The following is a 20,963-nucleotide window of genomic DNA, read 5'->3' on the forward strand; positions in this document are numbered from 1 at the left end:
AAGGAATTTAGGATATTGAAATGGCTGCTCCGTTTTTACGTTTGCTTTTGTCTGCCGCGTCCATAAAAGCGAATATTTCCAAGGTTTGCTCGGCAGTTACCGGTGGTTTCCCGGTTTGAAAAAATGTTATCATTTCTGAAACCAGTGGCTGATAGCTGCTGAAAGGCCCCAGTTGAGCAATTCCCTTTTCGCCAAATGCAGTACCGGCAATGCCGGATGCACCCTTCCGGATTGCCCTGACAGTTCCGATACGCCCGTCTTCCCAAACTCCGGTTACCAGATCCGTTCCCTCCTCGTGTACTCTGGAAACTTTCCTGCATCCGGGTCCCATCACGGTAAAAAGCATTTCGACACCGTGAATGGCATACCACGCCAGATCCATGTGATTTTTATCAATTTCCGCAGGTGTGTAAACATCCGCACCTGTCACTTTCCCGATGGAACCAGAAACCACTTTCTGTACATTTGCATCAAAACGTAGTGCTGAGGATGTAAAAACCGGTGTACTGTATTCCCGAGCGGCTTTAAAAATTGACTTTGCCTCGCTTAATGAAGGAGCAATCGGTTTATCAATAAATATGCTTTTACCTGCTTTAAATACGGGAAGCGCCTGCTCCAGATGCGGTCGTCCGTCATTGCTTTCCAGTAAAACGACATCTACCTTTTTCAGCAGTGCTTCAATAGATTCCACAATTTCCACACCATCTTTTTTCACGGCTTCTATAATGGCAGGTTTCATTTTCAAAGCCGAAGCAATATCCTTGCTTCCGTGGGGATAAGCAGCTACAACTTTGTAACCGCCCATTTCCGCACCACCGGCATTAATCATTTTGGTAAAGACTTCACTGTGGGAAGTATCCAGTCCGATAATGCCAATCCGCCTCCCTTCAGCAGCAACCGATTGAAACCCGAATGCATCGGAAATACTAACCAGACTCAAACCCACTCCGGCTAATGCCGTCATTCTTAAAAAATCTCTTCTGCTGCAGTTGTTCATTTCAGTTTCAGGAATAGATAGTTAGAAGTGAAACGTTAGATACTGCCTCTCTGACAGTGAGCTGCTCGCTCACAGCATCCCATTTCACTTTTTACATTTAACACGTTCACAATTTTTCAAAATAGATCCAATCCAGAAAAAAAAGCCCCGTTTTGTTTTTATCTGGATTGGAAAAAGTAAAGTAAAGATCATGGATGCCAGTGGTTGGTTTCAGGCTGATCTCATATTCCTTCCAGTCGGTTTTTACATCTTTGGGCTGGCCGGCCTTTACGGACAACCTACCAATTACAGCACCTTTGTCACTTCCTTGCCGCACTTTGATCAGGCCACCCGCTCCCTGCTCCTGAAGACGGATTTTTATTTTTTTAATATGCGTAAAGTCAATTTGTTTGAAGCTCACGTATCTTCCGTTTCTGCCCCAGATCGATGAAACATAGCCAGTGTTTAAAGTAGCAATAAATACATTGGCACTACCCTCTTCATAATCTTCCATCTGGACAAGCGGATTGCGTAACACCAGGTGACTACTGCTTTTTAAAGGCTCGATGCCAATGGCACCTTTGTCGGTATAACCCGCCTGCAGTACATATGCACCTTCCTTGCCTTGTCCTATGTGTTCAGTCAATTTAAAACTGCCACTCAGCGGAAGCTGTTTCTTTTGTTCTCCAAGAGAAAGAATGTATCTGGCAATTTCGATGGCGTCTTTTTCGGGCAAATCCATATGTGGCGGCATCGGATAAGTTCCCCAGCTTCCGCTACCACCTTTGATAATTTTATCAGCAAGTTTGTGATCCGTTCCTTCTTTTCCTGTATAACGTTTGGCAATCTCCTTCAAAGCGGGTCCAATAGACTTTGTGTCCATCGTGTGGCAAGCCTTGCAGTCAAGAGACGCATATAGTTTTTCGGTTGCCGCATATTTGATATTGCCATGGCTTGCTCCTGACAATGCCGAGGCCAGATCTTTCCCAAAAGCCAGATAGTTGAAAGAAGCTGTCACGCGCGACTTGTCGATCACTTTATCTTCTGCATCTTTTATATTTATTTTGTAATCAAAAGCCGTGTTGTCCCAATAAAAACTCTTATTATCAGTACTCGTTACCGATACAACAGGCGGTGTATTCCCTACTTTAATCTGTGCTGTTGCAACACCTTTCCCATCTTGCGAATCAGAAACGGTGAGCGAAATGTCATAGATACCGGTTTTTGTAAAAACATATTTTACTTTCTGGCCCGTCAATTTTTTTGTTCCAATTTTCCACTCAAAGGTTAGCTGATCTCCCGGATCATAATCTTTTGACTTCTCTGCCGATAGCAAAACGGTCATAGGAGCGGCTCCATATTGCTTATCAATCTGAATATCAGCAATCGGATTACGGTTTCCTTCAGAGTATTCCACACGGATCAGACCGGCATCCGTATTTTTGGCAAACCAGTTGGTACCATAGGCCAGCATGTAAATCGCGCCATCCGGTGCAATTTTCATATCCATGGGTGCAACGACTTTCAAATACGGCAGGAAAGGCTCCATGCTTACATAATTACCATCCTTATCCAGCGTTACGGCCATAATCCATTTCCGGATCCATTCGTAGATAAACAGTTTCCCGTCGTAGTAAGCCGGCAATTTGTATTTTGCATTCGGGTACAAATCGCTGTAATAAACCGGCCCGGCCATCGCACTTGCGCCACCTTTACCTACCATGGGCCAGCGTTTTGATTCCCCTTTTCCATACCAGATCATTGCGGGCTGTGCAGGAGGCAGGTTTTTGACACCTGTATTGTTAGGTGAATTATTGAAAGGGTGAAGCGGATACTGTTTTGACCCTTCTTTTTTTGTTTCAAAATCATATTTTGGAAACCCTTCATTATTACCCAAAAAATAAGGATAACCGAAAAAACCCGGCTTACGTGCCTGATTGATTTCATCGTAACTCAAAAAATTCTCCTCTGCGGGAACGTTGGTATCCGGTCCTACATCACCCCAGTACACAAAATTATTTTTAGGATCGACCGACATACGGAACGGGTTACGGCATCCCATCACATATATTTCAGGATGACCAACGGAACCATCTTTGGGAAAAAGATTTCCATCCGGAATAGAATATGTACCATCCGGCTCCGGTTTGATTCTCAGTATTTTCCCCCGATAATCTTTGCTGTTTGCTGTTGTGCCCTGCCCATCCGACAGCTGTCTGCCGGGGCGTTCGTCCGTTGGATTATGACCTTCAATTTCTTCTGCATTCGTATTATCTCCGGTTGAAAGATATAACAACCCATCCGCCCCAAAAGTAAGATAACCTGCTGAATGACAACAATAAGTACGCTGCGTAGGAATTTCGAGCAAAACTTTTTTAGAGGCCATATTAATCTGACCACCTACCATTTCATAGCGCTCAAGGTTACTCACATTTTTATTTCCTCCTACGCCGTAGTAAAAATAGATCCAGTGATTCTTATCAAAATCCGGATCCACCGCTACACCGAGCATACCATCTTCAATGCCGCTGAAAACATTGAAATGCGCAATGGTTTTAATCTGTTTTTCTTTCTCATTATAAAGCTTTACGGCTCCTTTCCGCTCTACAATGACGACATCCAGATTGGGTAAAATGGCCATTTCCATCGGTTCATCCAATCCCTGCGCGAGCATCATGTGCGTAAACCGGCTACTGTCCGGCGCAGAGGTATCGGCAGTTGTTTTCTGTTTGTACATTATCGCATCCCGGCTTGGGGACTGCATGTTTCCCTTGTTCTCATAAAAAACATTTACATAATTTTTATCTGTAAAGAAACTGATTACACTTGCGGATGCTAAAATAACTGTGAGAAACAATCCGCCGATTAGCTTAAATGAGATCAATAGTTAATATGATTAAGGATTTAGGAATATATATGGTAAAAATGGCAAAACTTGATATTTTATTTTATTTTCTTGATAATAAATAAAATTTTAAGTTATTAAGTAATCTTAAGATGTGCAGTATCCTGTACTTCGTTGCCATTTTTAACGAGATATAACGATATTATCATAAACCAGGAAATCATTTGAAACCAGTTCATATCCCGAATCAGGTCCGAGTATTTGCAATTTTACCCGGTGCTTCCCTTTTGATAACCCATATCTCCAGCAAAGATCCGTTCTGCGGATGGCTGGTTTGGTAGGAAGATCTATTTCTTCCATTTTTTGTCCGTCGATAATCAATTCTGCCTTAATAGATGAATCCGGAACACTACTATTCTGTCTTCTTGCATGACCTTTCAAAACAAATCCGATACCATCAAAAGTGAATTCCAATTTCTCCGAACTTACCTTCTTAAATGCAACCGTTTCTTTCGGATAATGTCCTGCAAAACTTTCTTCGAAGGCCACTGTTCTAACCAGTTCTTTTGGGATTTCCACAAACATGTCATGGACTTTGCCATGGTTTGCTTCGATGTTCAGCAGGGCATGCTTAAAACTAAGCTCATATACTTTGTTCAGAGAAAGATTGGTAAAACTAAAATTAGTATTTTCAGCCTTTTGTAACGCGGTAAGCCAGTATGCAGGAATTTTGTCATACCCGATCATCGTTCCCAAAATTCCTCCTGCGGTAGACGGATTGCAGTCCGAATCCTGACCTGCCCGTGTTGAAATTTCCATCGTTTTAGTAAAATCGCCTTCACCGTAAAGCAAACCCAGCACCACATAAGCGGCATTCAGTTTTGCATCAATGTTGAGTGGCTGAAAAACACCTTCAGGGCAACCTCTTTCCTCCGCCCATTTTTTCTGAATTTCAAACCAAGTTTGTTTCCAGTCGCGGGGATATTTTTTGTGCCAGCGAATCACATCTGCTATGCATTGATAAAATTTACTTTGTTTAGGAATAGCCTTCAATGCCTCTTCAACGACTTCATTTATATTGGTATTCACGAAAGCCTGAGCATACATATTGGACACAAAAACACCTCCGTACCAGCCATCGCCATAGTTCATGATGTGACCGATTTTATCCGAAATCGCCGACGCAGAATTGGGCATGCCCGGACTCATCAACCCTGCAAAATCCGATTCAATCTGAAAATCAATGTCGTCTGCATGCGGATTGTTGAGCCAGTGCCCGGATTTTGCTGCGGGAATTCCATGAAGCGTGTTGTACCGCCCTGCCTGATTAGCATGCCAGAGCTCATAACCTGAACGCGCATAAGCCAAGGCAAAAGAATCTGCCGGTGCCGACAAACCATAACGTTCATATACATCAACGAAGGTCAGATCCATATAAACATCATCGAACAGTCCCGGAAAGACGTGCATTGCTTCGGTTACGTAGTCATCGTGCCATACTATTTTCTGGTAATCCTGAATGAAAGTTCCGCGGTACAAAAATTCTGTCGGCCAGCCAAAAGTCACGCCAATGGTTTGTCCGGCCCAGCCTCCTTTAATTTTATCTTTCAGTAAGGCTTTGGAAATGGTCAACGGACGGCTATTTCCTTTTTCCGATCGGGAGTATTCCGCATCGGAGAACGTATAGAAACCCGAAATTGCAAAACCTGAAATCAGAATTGCTAGTATTCCGAAAAACTGAAATTTTTTAAAAATATCCATAGAAAACAAGTAAAATTGAACAGACAACCTGATTATTGGATCTAAAAATCTAAATAGTCAAACTTGTCTTTTTATCTTATCTAAGGTCAAAACTGAATTGATCATAAGATTCTGTCCGCCATGCGAGATGCTGTGTAGCCGGCGAAAGGGCAAACAGCGGAGAGAAGGTTTTTACCTGAACGGTCTTCCCATCTGGCAAAAATTCCAGGATCCGCAGCCAGCCGTCGCCCCCGTTTCCGTTCCAGCCACCTCCCTCTCGCTGGGCGTTAAACATCATTTGGGTAACCGTTTTTCCGGCTGCATTTTTTTCTCTGTGAAATCCAACGTGGCCTTTATGTTCGTCGTTATCCGCAACATGGCCCGAGAAAACCAGCCTCAGATTATCGGAAGGATACAGAAGCTGTTTCCATAATTGTTCGCCGTAAGTAGCATCCGGCAGCGGATAAGGTTCCGTGTCAATTGGAACATTGTTTTTCAGCATAGAACGGATGAAGCTATGGGTCAGCACGATACAGAAATAATTGGAATACTTCGGTTGACTGCTCAGTTTTTTACACCATTCTATAATGGCTTTTCTTGGCGCAAATTCAAGTGAAAATATCAGTAGCTTCTGCCCGTGCCGCGGCTTGAATTCGTAGCAGGCATTTTCCAATGTAGGAATTCCAAAAGCGTTCGGTGCCATTTCGACAAGCAAAGCCGAAGTAAGCGGATTTCTTTCTACCGGAAAATAGGAATTAAACTGCGTATACCGGTTTTCAGAATTTTTCATGCCATAATCATGATTGCCGGTCGAAAGAATATAAGGAAGCTGATGATCCAATTTGCCAAATGAACGTGAAACGGCTTTCCACTGCTGCGTACTTGTCTGGTCGCCTTTGATTCCGTCGGGATAAGCGTTGTTATTCTGATCGACCAGATCTCCCACACATAAAACCAGCTCCGTATTCAGTATTTTTCGATTCTCTTTTATCCAATTCATCATCATATCCAGAATGGGCTGATTCCTTTCAAACTTCACATAATTCTGCGTGTCCGGTATCAGGATCAAACTCCATGATTTAGGGTTGTTCAGCTCAGGTGACTTGTCATTTTGCTGAGCAAAACCTTCTGAAATCAAAAAACCTAAAAAGGTAAATATGAAGAGTACTTTTTTCATTTTGTGTTAAATTCTGAAAATGAATTGAGGCAGGATAAATTATCAGAATTAAGTACAACCCGGAGCCGAACCCCGGGTATGTAATCCATGAAATAACCAATGCTTTACTATTATTTCTGTGTCACTTTAATGATATAAGACTTCACATGCTGCAATCCTGAGATCACATCAATTCTGACAGGCGTGCTCATATCCATAAGTCCCATAGCGGGAATCGCCGTGGCATCTGAGGGAATAGAACCACGGAATTTCAGTTTCTTTAAATTAATATCTATACCACTTGTCGTTTTAAATGGAACCTGAATAAACACAGAGTCCTTACTAACATTAAAAACACCATTGTAGCGGGCACTGTTTTCATCTGCTCCGGGCACATTCACCCAAATAGCGGAAAGTGTGTTATCATCGTTTCTTGGTCTTTGATCAGGAGAATCACAGGAAACAAAAACGACAGCGATCAGGAATACAGAAAATATATTTTTCATTTGAATAATAATTTTGAATGATTACCAGCCCTGAATCTGGGTCAGTTTTGGATTATTTACAATTTCTGCAACAGGCAGCGGGATGTAATAGGTATTGGAAGCGAAATAGCGGTTTTGCTTGTCGCTGTCAACCAGCTGATAGGTAAAACCACCTTTCCCGTCTGCTACCGGTTTATGTCCGTGTACCCGCATGTTGTCCAGCACGATATGTGCTTTACGCCATCTTCTCAAATCCCAGTACCGGTGACCTTCAAATGCCAGTTCAACAATACGCTCATGCTCTACGGCTGCCATCAGTTCCTCTTCATTTTTAGCCTTGGATTCGGGCAACCCGGCTCTTTTTCTGACTTTATCAAGTGCTGATTTCCCTTTTCCAAATTGTCCGGTTTTCGCAGCTGCTTCGGCGTAGATCAACAAGATCTCGGCATAACGAATATCGATATATTGCTGATCGCTGGCATTTCTAAGCGCGTCTGTGTTTGTTGAATCCAGGTATTTGCGAATGTAATATCCTGTCACAGTTTTCTTGGGTTCGGTTTGCGTACCGTAGTCAACGTAGCCTTCAAAACCCGTTGCCGTATTGATCTGCCTGCCTTTCCAGCTGGCGCCGTTATATAATATCGTAGCATAAAAACGGGATTCCCGGCCGGAATATGGATTGGCTGCCATCGTTGGATCATTCCACGAGAACTTTCGTCCGTCGGCCATTTCAAAAGCATCGGCCAGTTCAGCGGTAGGTACACCCATAGCGCCATAGGTCGGAATATCAGAAGGCGGGGAAAAATCCCTGTCAATGGTATGAGTCAGCGAAGGACGTACAAAGTTGAAACCAAGGATAATTTCCTTATTATTTTTGGTATAAAACACATCGGAATACTTTGGAAGCAGCTGAAAAATTCCTTTCCCTTCCATCGCCATAACGGCCTCTGCGGCATTGGCTGCATTTTTGTAATAGGCTGATTTTTTTCCCTCAGGCACGCCGGTAAGCAGGTCACTGTTAAATTGCTTTTTATCATATTCCGCAATAGACGCTGCATACAACCAGGTTCGTGCCAGAAGTCCGTAAGCTGCTCCCTTAGCGCGACCCAGTTCTGCCGTAGGGCGGGTTTCCGGCAGATACCTGGCTGCGAAAGCCAGGTCATTCGCAATGAAATTCCAGCAGTCGTCCTCGCTCGATCGTACATTGTTGTTATCGAAAACCGGTTTATCCAGCAGAATAACACTTCCGTGCAGCTTAACAAGCCATAAATACACATAGGCTCTCAGGAAACGCGCCTCTGCATGATACAGATTTTTTGTCGTGCTATCAGCGAATGTATTGTATTTCTGGGTGCCGTCCAGAAAATTATTGATAGCAAAAATATTCTTATAGCCATCGGCCCAGTAAGCAAATGTAGGGCTGGTTGCGGTAATACTTGACGGGTTAAATGCAATCATGTTAGCCGTTCCGTTTCCACTAAGTGTTGAAGTGAATTTGATCAGATCGGTAAGCGCATCGGTTGAATTGCTATAACCAATCGGAAAGCGGCCGAATGAAAACGTATTCAGCACGGCGTATTGGTCATACAAATACAATTTCGCATTTTCCACATCGCCCCATACGGTAATATCGGTGTAACGGTCCGTAGGCGTAACATCCAGGTTGCAGGACTGCAAACCAAGCAATGCCGAGACCATGGCACTGAGGCACGTTATAAACAGAATTGTCTTTTTCATTTTGTTAATGCTTTGTATCGTGGATATTAAAAAGTGATGTTAGTACCTACGGACATCACACGCTGCTGCGGATAAAAACCTGCCTGTACCACACTTGGCGTCTCAGGATCGGCATATTTTATTTTATCCCAGGTCAGCAAATTCGATCCTGCTACATAGAAACGCCATCCCTGTACCTTAATCTTGCTCAAAAATGCTTTACCAAGCGACACGCCAACCTGTAAAGTTTTCAGCCTCAGATAACCGCCATCACGCAGAAAAAACGAGTTCATATAACCATTCTGGTTGGTCAGCCCTGCTTTGTTAGCCGTCAGTCTTGGAAACTTTGCATCTGGATTATCAGGTCGCCAGGCATCTTCCACCAAGAAATAGGGGCTGTTGCCGTTCCCGGAAAAAGTCTGCGTATAAACCGTATTCGACTGAACGCCTGTGTTGTACAAACCTGCCAGTATGACGTTGGATCTGGCCGCACCCTGCAATAAGGCGGAGAAATCAAAAATACCGTAAGCTGCCTGAAGATTGAGTCCGTACATAATTTCCGGCGTATTGCTTTTTCCTATTTTGGTTACATCCTGTTCAAAGGAAATCTTTCCGTCTCCGTTCAGATCACGGTATTTTACATAGCCCGGCGCACCAGGCCCGTACGGAAAACTAGGCCCTGTATTGACTTCTTCCTGAGTTTGATACAAGCCGTCAACCATAAATCCGAATTTGGATCCTACACTTTGGCCGACCCTTCTCTGGTCTGCCGGTGCATTTATAGACTCGTTCATTTTCAGGATACGGTTATGTGCATACGTAAAGTTTCCAATGATGTTATAAGAGAACTTTTCATACTTTTTATTAAAGTTCAGCTGAAGGTCGATACCACGGTTGTCCACCTTCTGCGAGTTGACCGTACCCGGAAAGTTTCCGCCCACAGATGGTGCAAAAACACCGCTCTGCGTATCAAGTATGTTTTTTGTCAGCTTATAGAAATAATCAATTTCGATACCCAGTTTGCTGTTAAATAAATTTGTTTCCAAACCGATATTATACATATTCGCTTCTTCCCACGTAATATTTAGATTCGCCGGCGCATTGCTGTAAACAGACGGCGTAAGCGCATTCCCTATGGCTACTATTGGGGTCGGACGTAACTGAAAAGTATTCAGATATTGGAAAGCGTTGATCCGGTCATTACCCATTTTTCCTGCCGAAGCTCTGATTTTCAGAAAATTGATGCCTGAACCCAGACCCTGCCAGAATGATTCCTTGCTCACAACCCAACCTAAAGAAGCAGACGGAAAGAAACCCCATCTTTTCGAAGTCGGGAAGTTTACCGAACCGTCATAACGTGCGGCAAGTTCAACAAGATATTTCTCATCATACCCATATCCTAAACGTCCTACATATCCGGCCCGTTTCGTCTCAGAACTTGATCCCGAAGCAGCCCTGAGATCATCCACTCCTTTGCTTCCAAAATTGATCTCTTTTAAATCGTCAATAGCAAAATTACGCGCCTGCACTCCAAAGCCATTGGTTTTATAACCTGAATATTCGTAAAGAAGCAACGCGCTGATGGCATGTTTGTCAAAGGCGTTATCATAAGTAAGGGATGGTTGGAAAGTAATTCGGTTGCTTCCTGCATAATCCTGTAGTAATTGGTTGACGCTGTATGCGCTCATGCGTGCAGTCGTCCAGGTCCAGCCGGTGGCGGTACGGTTGCGTATTGCCAGTGTATAAGGCGAGACCCAGGTTTTGGATTCCGTAAAACCTTTGTCATAACCTGCCAGCACCTTCGCCTGAAGACCGGTTACCCAGGGAATTTTGACAATGAAAGTAATATTGCCGTTGAAGGTTGAGGTCTGAGCTGTACGGTTACCTATGTCGTTAACAGCAACCAGCGGATTCCCTACGCCCGCATCAGAATTTGCTCCCACTGCCATACCTCCCGGACCATACATCGGTAAATTGGGCTGCATTCTGGAAGCAAGCACATATGGATTCTGATAATTCTGATCGGTTGGCGCCAGCGAGGGCTGTAAACGGTCCTCCATACGAACGCTAAGGTCCAGTTTTGTTGATACGATCTCGTTGATCTTTGCATCCACATTGGCCCGCACATTATATCTTTTATAATTCGTGTTATTCATCACACCATCCTGATCCCAGAACCCAACAGTACTGAAATAACGTATTCTATCAGAACCACCGGAGACCGAAAGGTTGTGATACTGGCTCATACTTCTGTTATCTGTCATCAAGCCATACCAGTCTGTGTCTCCATAAAAACCGGAAGTATCTCTGCCACTTCTGACGCGGTCAATTTCTTCCTGAGAATACGTAAGTGCAAACGGCGTTTTACCCTGTGATACCAGATATTCGTTATCTAATTCTTCCGCTTTTTTGTACCACGACATGTAATCCGGCCCATTTAGAAATTTGGGGAAACGGGTGTTGCTGTTCAGCGAGAAGTTTGTCTCGTAGGTAATGACCGGCTTGCCCGACTTTCCGCGTTTGGTTGTTACCAGAATAACCCCGTTTGCAGCACGTGCTCCGTACACCGCTGCCGAAGCCGCATCTTTCAGTACACTGACACTGGCGATTTCATTAGGATCCATCGTTGTAAAAGACCTTTCAACCCCATCCACAATGACGAGCGGTGAATTATTCCCGGTCGTACTGATTCCTCTGACATTGATGGCTGCGTCATCTGCTCCGGGTCTTCCGTAAGATTGCGTTACGATAACGCCCGGAAGCCTTCCTGCTAATACGTTCGAAACATTCAGAGGAGGCGCCTGTTTGATCTGATCCGAAGTAATTTGTGCCACAGAACCTGTAAGTGTTGATTTCTTTTGCTCGGCGTACCCAACCACAAGCACCTGCTCCAGCGTTTCATTAGACGGATTCAGTGCTACCTCAATTTTTTGTCTGCCGTTAACTGCCATCTCAACGGGTTCGTAACCAATAAAAGAAAAAACAAGCACCGCACCTTCTTTCACATTGCTTAACTGAAAATTTCCATCCACATCTGTGGTCGTTCCGTTTGGTGTATTTTTTACCATCACACTGGCTCCCGGAAGTACCGTTTTTGTTAACGCATCGGTTACTTTTCCTTTTACCGTAATATCCGCGTAAAGTGCACCATTTCTTGCCGAACTGATGGAGGCCAAACCTTCTATGTTGGCAGATTTGTATGCAGGATTATTTTGTAAAACCTCCTGAGCCGGCACAACTGTCCTGATTTCCACACCTGATTTCTCCTGTTCAGAAATTATATAAAAATTCTGATCAAGTTTTTTATAAGTCAGTGCATTGGGTATGAGTAAATATTCCAGCGCTTTTTCAAGTGAACTGAAATTTTTTCTGGCCTGAATCTTCTTGCCATTCAATATTTTCGAATTATACAGAATAGAAACGGAAAACTGTTTTTCCAGTTCCTGGATCTGCGATTGCAGCGTACGCAGAGGCGCTGCTTTCTGGGTAACCTGATTTTTGTCGATCACCAGGCCTTCCAGCGAAGATTGCTGAGCCTGCACCAGAATCGGACAGACAATCAGCAGTAATATACAAAACCGGTAAATATAATGTTTCATAAAGTAAAGAATGGTTTTAGGATAATATTGGGCAAAGCTTACGCAGGGCTATGTTATTTTAGCCAGAATTACAGTTTGAACGATGAGAAATTATTTAGTCGTTGTCAGATATATAAATGTTGTTATCCTCCTGACGCACCTTTACGTTACATGTTTCCGCAATACCTTCCAGCAAGATCCTGATGTTGCCCGTCGGCACCGAACCGGAGATCTTTCTTTCCAGCAATTTCTGATGGTCTGCTTTTACAACCAACCCGTAGGTTTCTTCAAGGATAGTCGTTACATCTTTTAAAGGGGTGTTATCAAAGACCAGCAAATGATCTTTCCAGGCAGAGTACAGCGATGGCTGCACCTTCTTGCGTGTGTATTGCGATGACTTTTTACTGAACTCTACCAACTCTCCCGGCCTGAGAACTAAGGTATCCTTTTCGTCTTTCCCCAGATTACACTGTACTCTCCCTTCATTGAGAACAACACGTGTACCACTTTTCCTTTTGGAAAGAACGAATCGGGTACCAAGTACCTGGATACTGAAATCGTCAGAAGTTTTAACAGTAAACCTTCGGTGATCTTTAGTATGAATGACCTGAAAATAGGCTTCACCATCCAGCGATACATTCCGGCTTCCACCTTCGTTCCATTTTGAAGGATACGTAATTTCCGAGTTTCCGTTCAGAATAACGGTTGAGCCATCGGGCAACATTACCGTACGCGTTTCACCAAATGCGGTTGACTGATGCATCAACTCCGGCTTTTGATAAAACTGATAGGCAACATAACCAACAAGTAAAAGTGCAACCGTTGCAGCGGCAATTCCGGAAAGCCTGCTCCGGAAAGTAATTTTTTTAACAGGTTTTGTAAAGATTAGGTCTGGAATAGCCTCGGCATCAATTTTTGCATTGATTTTGTTAAACAACGTTTTTTCCGCAGCCAGCTTTGCGCTTTCACTGAGCGTATCGGTAAAATCTTCCTTTTCTTCAAAAGCCAGATACCAGCTTTCCAGCTCGGCGATTTCCAGAGACGATGCTAAGCCTGCCTGATGTTGATTGAGAAGATATTGTAAACGTTCCTTAGACATTCAATTGGTTGCGTTATTGTTTCTAAAAACGATGTCGCTTTACCCAGATACTACCGCCAAAAAAAATGAGAAATATTTTCTTTTGAAGACCACTTAACCAACATATATCTGATAATGAGAAACTTAAAAATAAAAAAAAGCAAAAATTAATTACTCAGCCCTGCGCATAGAACAGCAATCCAGGCGTAATCTTTAAGCTTTATCCGAAGCAGCTTCAGCGCTTTCCCCATTTGCTTTTCAACCGTATCGAGGGGCATGTTCAGATGGGCGGCTATTTCCTTATACGTAAGATTCTGGTTCCGGCTCAACAGGTAAACTGTTTTGTATTTTTCTGGAAGAGTTTCCACGCTGTTTTCAAGCGCATGGGCAAGTTCTTCATAGTAGAGCTGATCTTCTACAAAATTTTCGTATCCTTCCGAATGGTGAAGAACATATTCAACGTGCTTTTTTTTGATAAACTGAGAACGGAAATAGCTGAATAATTTATAGCGAAGTGCTGTAAAAAGATACGCCTGAAGGGAAGAATGAATTTCCAGAACTTCTCTTTTGGACCACAGATCCACAAATATGTCCTGTACTAGTTCCTCAACAATTTCACGTGATTGCAGCCTTTTGTAAGCGGAATTAAAAAGCTGCTTCCAGTATTTTTTATACAAAATTTCAAAAGAATCCCTGCTACCCTGCTGCAGCAAGGTTAATAATTCTTCATCGGTATAAACACTGTCCGGAAATTGTACCATGCAAGTCTAGCAGCTTTAATGTCCGCAATTTCGGTAAATCAGTTTTGTATTACAAAATACTTCAAGGAAATAACATTCTGTTAATATTGCATTTTTAAAAATTTGATAAAAGCACAGATGCCAAAGTAAATTTATTTTAGGACATCTGTAACCCTCTTACACACATCACTTTTATTTATTCAATTTCCAGCAGGCGGTTTCTGACAAGCAGACAGGCACCGAGAATACCGGCCCGCTCGCCTAGTTTTGACATTTTTAGCTGTGAATCGTTATTGACAAGGCTTAGTGAATATTTGTTCAACGCTGTTTTGATAGGTAAATAAAGGTAATCGCCCGTCGAGATCAGACTACCGCCCAATACAACCAGTTCCGGATTCAAAACGTTGATCAGCGCAGCGATACCTCTACCCAGATTTTCTCCTACCCTGGCGATCAGCTCAATAGCAAGCACGTCATCATTCAGCGCGGCTTCGATAATATTATCCATCGTAATGTCTTCAGAATTTATTCCTTTTACCGATGTGATTACGGAAGAAGATCCTTCTGCCAGTTTTTCTCGGAACATTCGGGTAAGGGCCCAGCCGGATGCTTCCGCTTCCAGGCAACCTTTTTTTCCGCAATGACAAATACGCTCGTTGTCGAAAATCGGCATATGCCCTACCTCTCCGGCATAACCGGACTTACCATAACAAACCTGTCCGTCGAACAGAATTCCAACCCCGATCCCATAATCCAGGTTCAGGAAAAGAACGTCTTTTTCTTCCTCCACTGCACCTGCACTAAACTCTCCGTAAGCCCTGGCGCGGGAATCATTTTCCAGAAAAACCGGAATACCGACTCTTACCTGAATAACACCCGCTAGCGGATTTTCATCAAAATGAAAAAAGCTGTAACTATGCCCGGTAGTATAAACGATCCTTCCGGAAAGATTGAGACCAATCCCCAAAACACTGTCGACCGGAGCTTCAAGCTTCGCTATAAAATCCTGAATGTACACGCAAAGCGCTTCGAGCGACTACTGCGTATTATCCAGTTTAAAAGGCAGCTTTTCAGCTATCCGTACCAGATTTTTTTGCAGGTCGGACAAACCAATATTGATATGGCTTTGCTTTACATCCACACCGATGAAGAAAGCCGAATTGGGTACGATTCCGTAAAGATTCGGCTTTCTTCCGCCGGTTGATTCTATTTTTCCGTAATCTTTAATAAGTCCTTCCTGAAAAAGCTCGCTGACCAAAGAAGTGATCTTTGGCACGCTCACATCCAGTTCCTTACTCAGATCCGGAATCGTCGTATTTTCATTGTTTGCAAAATACCCGAGAATAACTTTCTTGGGATCACTCTTTTTACCACCTGCACCCACCAATCGAATCGTTCGACTCATATATTTTTATAACTGATCATTCTTCCAAACTCACTTACTTTAAGGAATTAAATTCACTTTTTTTACTTACAATTTCTAAAAGTAAAATGTTATTCACCCCAATAGATTAGCAAGTTCGCACGGGACATAGCGACTTTATTAATTTTCTGATATAATTTCTTCTATTTCGGCCATTCCGTTTCAATACCTTGTTTCCGTATAAAACCCTGAAAATCCGTCAGCAGACCCTGCTTTTCACGTACCGTCCTGGGGATTACTTTTTTGTCCAAAGCATATTTAATCAGTAGACCAACCGATTCACCGATACTCCATTCCACCGGATGCAGGCGGTAACAACCGTTGGTGATATGTTTGGTGCCGATGTTTTTATTTGCGGGAAGAAGATTCTCCATTTTTTGCGGCAAAAGCGCTCCCAGTGGAATCTGAAAAGGAAGCGAACCAAATCGATGTAGGTGTCTCCGGCAGTACTTGGGTGAAGATCAATATGATAATATCCCACGCCTACACTATCGTAAAATTCTGCTGCTTTGTTTCCTTCTTTTTTACCGGTAACCATCTCGCGGTTTTCTGCACCAACATGCTCTTCCTTAACGGTAAAAACAGCTTCAATTCGCAGTGATTCCCGGATCTACGGATATTTTGCCAATCCATCTTCAGTACCCATCATATCCTTTCTCAACCTGATTCCCGGCCAGCCTTTTCCACCGTCGGGACGAGGGGCTTCGGCCTGAAGCCAGTACAAAAGAGAAAGGCTCAACTGCAGTGATTTTGAGACCGTTATCATTCCTTTGGTCACACAGCATTTTGGCATGCTGTTTCGGAATCTTTTGTACACCGGAATTACAAGAGCGAAAAAACTGGTCGTTTTTGTTGGTACCAAAAAAGCGCTGGCTATGACGGTCAATAAACAGAATTCAGCCGCCAGACAAACTGCGCTTGCATATCTGTTACGCCAAACCGGCAAGTAAACAGGGGTAATCAAACTACTTTCAGTAAATTCTGTACCATTACTTTATTGCTAAAGGATGGAGAATTCGGGAGGCCAGAGCTTCCAAATTATCCAGACTAGAATAGCATTTATGTTTCGAACCACAAAAAGGACTTTTAGAGCAAATTAGAATATTTGCTTATTTGATGGCTATGTTTTTTATAACTCCTAATTATGTTAATCGAAAAAGTCAGACCGCGAATTCGTCTTCTGCGGATAGAGTTTGGTAATTAAATAATGACATGACCAGAAATATACCAGGAATGAAAACGGTCAGACTGTGCGTAATTGTCCTACGGTAATAAAGGTCGAGTCACCTGACCAGTTGGTAATATGCTTTTCCAACTGGGATTTCAGATGGTCGAAATCTGGCAAGATTGCAACGAACCCGGTAGCTGCAAGCATTTCGGGTTTTGCAAAAATGTTTATGTTCCAGAAGCTGACGAAAATGCCGGTGAAAATTGACTAAGTCTTGCAAGGATTAAGGCTGGTCCGAAAGCCCTGAACCAGGGTTCTTGCCTCAAAGTCACTATCAAGGTAATCCATTCGGTAACGAATATTGTGACCTTCAGCAAAATAGCGTAGCAATCCGTCATTACGCCACTTGCGGATAGTTGTCATCGAGACTTTTAATCTATGCGCGGCCTGAGGCTCTGTAAGCCAGAGGGTATTAAGATTCGAAGCTAGAAGCTTTTCGCAAACTAGCTTTAGCTCATTAATGAGCTGGATTTGCTGCTCAGGAAGGGATATTTTGACGGTTAACGGTTCTATTTGTTCCATTTGTAGTTTAATTAAACAATTCAATAATATCATGCTGGCTCATAGCGTGCAGCGGACCGCCTCCGTCCGAAACGAGCTCATTAGCAAGTTGCCGCTTCTGCTCCTGCATATTCAGAATTTTTTCCTCCAGAGTATCCTTGCAAATCATTCTATAAGCCATAACCTTATTCTTTTGTCCGATGCGGTAGCATCGGTCAATGGCTTGCGATTCAGCGGCAGGGTTCCACCATGGATCAACGAGAAAGACGTACTCTGCTGCGGTTAGATTCAGCCCTGTTCCGCCTGCTTTCAGACTTATTAGAAATACGCGGGTATCATCATCGGTTTGAAAGCGCTGAACCATCTTGCTTCTTTGATCTTCTCTGCTTTTACCATCCAGATTGGCATATTCGATTTGAGAGATTTCCAGTTGCTGTTTGATCAACCCGAGAAATCCGGTAAAGCTTGAAAATACCAATACCTTATGGTGAGGAGTGACTTCTTTCAGTCGGCGCATGAGTTCTTTGATTTTGGCCGGCACGGCTGCCGGATCAGTCTGATGATTCACCAACGCAGGCGCGTTGCAGATTTGTCTCAGTTTCATCAGCCCTTCCAGAGCATAAAGTTTTGAGTTGCCTGAGCCGGTTTCATTCACCTTATCTTTAAGGGCATTCTGGTAACGGACTCTGTATGCTTCGTAAACTGCTCGCTGCTCCTCTTCCATTTCACAGTAAATGACCATTTCGGTTTTTTCTGGCAGGTCTTTGGCTACCTGTTGCTTGGTACGACGCAGAATAAAAGTATTGATCACTTTTTGCAAATGAGTTTTGTCTTCTGTTTGTGCCTTTGGGGAGAGCAATTTGTTGAAACCTCGCAGGTTTCCCAGTATGCCCGGGTTAACAAAATTCATCAGGGCGTAAAGGTCACTTCCGCTGTTTTCGACGGGAGTGCCCGTCAGGGCCAGCTTGCTGCGCGCATCCAGGATACTGACAGCTTTGTAGCGTTGAGAGGAAGGGTTTTTGATTGCCTGCGCTTCATCAATGATTACATATTCAAACTCGACAGATTTTAGTATGTCGATATCATTCAATACCGTTTTGTAAGTAGTTAAAATAACGTCGCCGGAATCGAGCTGTGAAGCCTGCTGTTGTCTGAATGCACCGTGATAGCGGATCACACGAAGATCTGGTGTAAACTTTTTAGCTTCCTGCTGCCAATTAAACAGAAGCGAGGTCGGTACGATTAGCAGGCTCGGCCTTGTATGTACTCCGTTATGATACACTTTTTGTAAAAGCGTTAAGACCTGCAAAGTCTTCCCAAGCCCCATATCATCAGCCAGAATGCCTCCCCAGCCGTTATTTCTCAGAAACAACAGCCAGTTGTAGCCTTCTTTCTGGTACGGGCGCAGTGTCGCCCGTACCGAATCAGGGACAACACTTTCTATCGCCTCTATGCTATCAGCTACCTTTTTCTTGCAGTTCTCGAAAAACTGATTCAGTTGCTGCCGGCTTTGCTGATCATATAGCTCATCCACAAGCTTGTAGTGAAAACCGGAGAGCCGAAGACCTGACTTGGTAGTTTGGCCGAAAGAAAGAACTTGCCTCAACTTTTTTTGCCAGGTCGGTGAGATAGCTGCGCGGGTGCCATTTTTGAAGTTCAGCTGACCGTTGTTTTCCAAAACCGCTTCTCTGAGCGCTTCGATGCTTACCACAGCGGCTCCGCAGGCTGCTTTCAATGTAATCTCAAACCAGTCTTTGTCTGCATGGATGTTCAAACGGATATCAACTGTATTAAGATAATCCGACAGCTCAGCAGTATCTTCAAGCCCTAGAACTGTGATCCCGTTTTCTTTTAGTAATGAGAGGATATCGGAAAGGCAACCGGTTTGAAGAACCTTTTTCTTCGGCAGTGAGAAGTAGCTCCCAATTTTGCAAGACTGACTTGCAAAATTGGGGTGCATTGTTTTGATCAGATCAACGAACTCTGTTTCGCTTGTCTTCTCACGCACAAAAACATCCGGACGATCCTTATTGAATTCAAACCAGCCAGTCCCACCAGTCAGCACCGGTAGCACAATGCCATCTTTATACAAGACTTGCGGCTCAAGGCAAATACTATCTCCTTTTTGAAAAATGAATACCTGTCTTTGCTCAATAACCAAGTCTCTTTGATCCAGGCCGGTGGCAAAGTCAAAATGTACCGGGTAATGTAAGCAGAGCCACCGTAGTACTTGCGCGTTGAACTGCTGTAAATGTATGTCCATGACCGTGAGGTTAAAACCGGTATATCTCAGCGCGGTAATCAGATCAAGATCTCTCAAATTGGAAGGCAATAAATGTACCTTGCTGCTATTATCCAAGACAAAAAGAGGGTCTTTTGCAGGGAATAGCTCATAGGAGTCCAGAAATTGCCCACCAACGATCAAATTGAGATGAAGCTGAAAATAACCTTGGTGCTGGGTCAGTGTAAAGGTTATAGACAGTTCAGAATCAGCCGCCCTGAATGGACGGGTGTACCCTTTTTTAGGTTTGTGATTATAGGCGATCTTGCGGCCATCACTGTAACGAATCACGAAATGCTCATCAGATAGCAGCTTTTGTGCCCGTGACCACAGACCAAGCAGACACTGGCGCAGAAGATCAGTGTTAGAAACTGTTGGGCTATTGTATTTTATGGCAAGTGCAGTCAGGTTTGATGTGCTGATTTCAACTTCTGTCTGGCCCAACTGTTCATTTACTGATTGGATTTGTGATCCGATTGCGTTTAGCATTAGCTGCTGATCGGTGAATGCGATGTGATCTGGTGCTGCACTGGTCTGAAAGAGTGTGCTAAAAGATTTGATGTCAGATCCATCGTTGAGTAGTTGTCCAAGAAAACCAGCAAGAAAAGGCAGATGGTCCTGCCGGTAAATGGTATAAATACAGTAACCAAGCTGATCATGGGTCACAGGTCCCGAAAGATATTCATCGCAACCCCGAATCTTCCGATCGGTACTTATTTCATCAGGCATGTAAACGGACCCAAGCTGTTCGTTTGCATGGATACTGACACCATCAATGGTTGTTTTTACCTGAAAAAACCCTGGATAATGTTCTGCCAGACCAATCTGTTCAGGTTTATAAAATTTTGAAAAATACTTCTGCCCCCTCCGGTCAATCAGCGTCACAAGTGTTTTATAAGCATGGATACATAGCTTTTCTGATTGGCAGCCACAGTCGCAGCTAACGGAAAGATTTGAAGGGGCGATAGTCAGATGTATACGTCTAACTGATTTTCCGAAAGCTACATCAAGATCAATTGCTGGATGACAGAACTTGACAAAAGTAATATCAAAGAAACCCAGTTTATTGTTTCGTATGGCATTGACAGGTATGTAATGGCTTTCTATGGTTTCTTCACTGAGGGTAAAGGCTTCATCACCGAATGGGAGAATGTAATCCATATCGGCGGTACGCTCCACAAGGGCAAGATCTGGACGAGCAGCTTTATTCATAGCG

The 20,963-nt window shown here is 43.5% G+C and carries 17 protein-coding genes; 1 reads left to right on the forward strand and 16 read right to left on the reverse strand.

The features are described 5' to 3' along the window. Positions 1-7 precede the first annotated feature (7 nt). From BMY70_RS15405 to BMY70_RS31550, 14 genes are all read right to left on the reverse strand, one after another. On the reverse strand, positions 8-997 hold the full coding sequence (locus BMY70_RS15405) for a Gfo/Idh/MocA family protein (protein WP_090336382.1): 990 nt from the start codon (positions 995-997) through the stop codon (positions 8-10). A 106-nt stretch (positions 998-1,103) separates the two neighbouring features. After that, entirely contained in the window at positions 1,104-3,860 is a 2,757-nt protein-coding gene (locus BMY70_RS15410; RefSeq protein ID WP_229209625.1) for a PQQ-dependent sugar dehydrogenase, read from the reverse strand. Between the two features lie 144 nt (positions 3,861-4,004). Then, positions 4,005-5,582, reverse strand: coding sequence for an ADP-ribosylglycohydrolase family protein (locus BMY70_RS15415; RefSeq protein ID WP_090336384.1), 1,578 nt, complete (start codon positions 5,580-5,582; stop codon positions 4,005-4,007). A gap of 76 nt (positions 5,583-5,658) precedes the next feature. Beyond that, on the reverse strand, positions 5,659-6,738 hold the full coding sequence (locus BMY70_RS15420; protein ID WP_090336386.1) for a metallophosphoesterase: 1,080 nt from the start codon (positions 6,736-6,738) through the stop codon (positions 5,659-5,661). A gap of 110 nt (positions 6,739-6,848) precedes the next feature. Continuing rightward, a complete protein-coding gene (locus tag BMY70_RS15425; RefSeq protein WP_090336388.1) occupies positions 6,849-7,223 on the reverse strand; it encodes a DUF5018 domain-containing protein in 375 nt (124 codons plus the stop codon). Between the two features lie 21 nt (positions 7,224-7,244). Then, positions 7,245-8,939 carry a RagB/SusD family nutrient uptake outer membrane protein gene (locus BMY70_RS15430; RefSeq protein ID WP_090336390.1) on the reverse strand — a complete coding sequence of 565 codons (1,695 nt, stop codon included), beginning with the start codon at positions 8,937-8,939 and terminating at the stop codon, positions 7,245-7,247. A 26-nt stretch (positions 8,940-8,965) separates the two neighbouring features. Then, positions 8,966-12,517, reverse strand: coding sequence for a SusC/RagA family TonB-linked outer membrane protein (locus BMY70_RS15435; protein ID WP_090336392.1), 3,552 nt, complete (start codon positions 12,515-12,517; stop codon positions 8,966-8,968). 94 nt (positions 12,518-12,611) lie between these two features. Then, positions 12,612-13,595: a FecR family protein gene (locus tag BMY70_RS15440; RefSeq protein ID WP_090336394.1), complete on the reverse strand. Its 984-nt coding sequence runs from the start codon at positions 13,593-13,595 to the stop codon at positions 12,612-12,614. A 146-nt stretch (positions 13,596-13,741) separates the two neighbouring features. Beyond that, positions 13,742-14,335 carry an RNA polymerase sigma-70 factor gene (locus BMY70_RS15445; protein ID WP_090336396.1) on the reverse strand — a complete coding sequence of 198 codons (594 nt, stop codon included), beginning with the start codon at positions 14,333-14,335 and terminating at the stop codon, positions 13,742-13,744. Between the two features lie 175 nt (positions 14,336-14,510). Then, positions 14,511-15,332, reverse strand: coding sequence for an ROK family protein (locus BMY70_RS15450; RefSeq protein WP_229209626.1), 822 nt, complete (start codon positions 15,330-15,332; stop codon positions 14,511-14,513). Positions 15,333-15,350: 18 nt separating this feature from the next. After that, complete coding sequence (locus BMY70_RS31315) at positions 15,351-15,719, reverse strand: MarR family transcriptional regulator (RefSeq protein ID WP_229209627.1); 369 nt, start codon at positions 15,717-15,719, stop codon at positions 15,351-15,353. Positions 15,720-15,880: 161 nt separating this feature from the next. Beyond that, complete coding sequence (locus BMY70_RS31540) at positions 15,881-16,111, reverse strand: FAD-dependent oxidoreductase (RefSeq protein WP_310590641.1); 231 nt, start codon at positions 16,109-16,111, stop codon at positions 15,881-15,883. Then, a complete protein-coding gene (locus BMY70_RS31545; protein WP_310590644.1) occupies positions 16,000-16,347 on the reverse strand; it encodes an FAD-dependent oxidoreductase in 348 nt (115 codons plus the stop codon). The genes BMY70_RS31540 and BMY70_RS31545 overlap by 112 nt, the downstream gene beginning before the upstream one ends. After that, a complete protein-coding gene (locus tag BMY70_RS31550) occupies positions 16,348-16,530 on the reverse strand; it encodes a hypothetical protein (protein ID WP_310590642.1) in 183 nt (60 codons plus the stop codon). It abuts the gene before it with no gap. On the opposite strand from BMY70_RS31550, the gene BMY70_RS15460 reads away from it, so the two are divergent. Next, on the forward strand, positions 16,529-16,687 hold the full coding sequence (locus tag BMY70_RS15460; RefSeq protein WP_090336398.1) for an ATP-binding domain-containing protein: 159 nt from the start codon (positions 16,529-16,531) through the stop codon (positions 16,685-16,687). The two genes, BMY70_RS31550 and BMY70_RS15460, sit on opposite strands and share 2 nt — an antisense overlap. 485 nt (positions 16,688-17,172) lie before the next feature. Here BMY70_RS15460 and BMY70_RS15465 read toward each other — a convergent pair whose 3' ends face one another. Together BMY70_RS15465 and BMY70_RS15470 are read right to left on the reverse strand one after the other, a co-directional pair. Next, positions 17,173-17,487, reverse strand: coding sequence for a helix-turn-helix domain-containing protein (locus BMY70_RS15465; protein WP_090336400.1), 315 nt, complete (start codon positions 17,485-17,487; stop codon positions 17,173-17,175). Positions 17,488-17,494: 7 nt separating this feature from the next. Beyond that, positions 17,495-20,959: a DEAD/DEAH box helicase gene (locus tag BMY70_RS15470; RefSeq protein WP_090336401.1), complete on the reverse strand. Its 3,465-nt coding sequence runs from the start codon at positions 20,957-20,959 to the stop codon at positions 17,495-17,497. Positions 20,960-20,963: the final 4 nt, after the last annotated feature.

Source organism: Dyadobacter koreensis (genome assembly GCF_900108855.1).
In the GTDB taxonomy this organism is placed as follows: Bacteria; Bacteroidota; Bacteroidia; order Cytophagales; family Spirosomataceae; genus Dyadobacter; species Dyadobacter koreensis.

Coding starts and splice junctions, on each gene's coding strand:
- BMY70_RS15405 (WP_090336382.1), bottom strand. CDS start 997: ATGAACAACTGCAGCAGAAGAGATTTTTTAAGAATGACGGCATTAGCC.
- BMY70_RS15415 (WP_090336384.1), bottom strand. CDS start 5,582: ATGGATATTTTTAAAAAATTTCAGTTTTTCGGAATACTAGCAATTCTG.
- BMY70_RS15420 (WP_090336386.1), bottom strand. CDS start 6,738: ATGAAAAAAGTACTCTTCATATTTACCTTTTTAGGTTTTTTGATTTCA.
- BMY70_RS15425 (WP_090336388.1), bottom strand. CDS start 7,223: ATGAAAAATATATTTTCTGTATTCCTGATCGCTGTCGTTTTTGTTTCC.
- BMY70_RS15430 (WP_090336390.1), bottom strand. CDS start 8,939: ATGAAAAAGACAATTCTGTTTATAACGTGCCTCAGTGCCATGGTCTCG.
- BMY70_RS15435 (WP_090336392.1), bottom strand. CDS start 12,517: ATGAAACATTATATTTACCGGTTTTGTATATTACTGCTGATTGTCTGT.
- BMY70_RS15440 (WP_090336394.1), bottom strand. CDS start 13,595: ATGTCTAAGGAACGTTTACAATATCTTCTCAATCAACATCAGGCAGGC.
- BMY70_RS15445 (WP_090336396.1), bottom strand. CDS start 14,335: ATGGTACAATTTCCGGACAGTGTTTATACCGATGAAGAATTATTAACC.
- BMY70_RS31315 (WP_229209627.1), bottom strand. CDS start 15,719: ATGAGTCGAACGATTCGATTGGTGGGTGCAGGTGGTAAAAAGAGTGAT.
- BMY70_RS31540 (WP_310590641.1), bottom strand. CDS start 16,111: ATGGAGAATCTTCTTCCCGCAAATAAAAACATCGGCACCAAACATATC.
- BMY70_RS15460 (WP_090336398.1), top strand. CDS start 16,529: ATGCTGTTTCGGAATCTTTTGTACACCGGAATTACAAGAGCGAAAAAA.
- BMY70_RS31550 (WP_310590642.1), bottom strand. CDS start 16,530: ATGCCAAAATGCTGTGTGACCAAAGGAATGATAACGGTCTCAAAATCA.
- BMY70_RS15465 (WP_090336400.1), bottom strand. CDS start 17,487: ATGGAACAAATAGAACCGTTAACCGTCAAAATATCCCTTCCTGAGCAG.
- BMY70_RS15470 (WP_090336401.1), bottom strand. CDS start 20,959: ATGAATAAAGCTGCTCGTCCAGATCTTGCCCTTGTGGAGCGTACCGCC.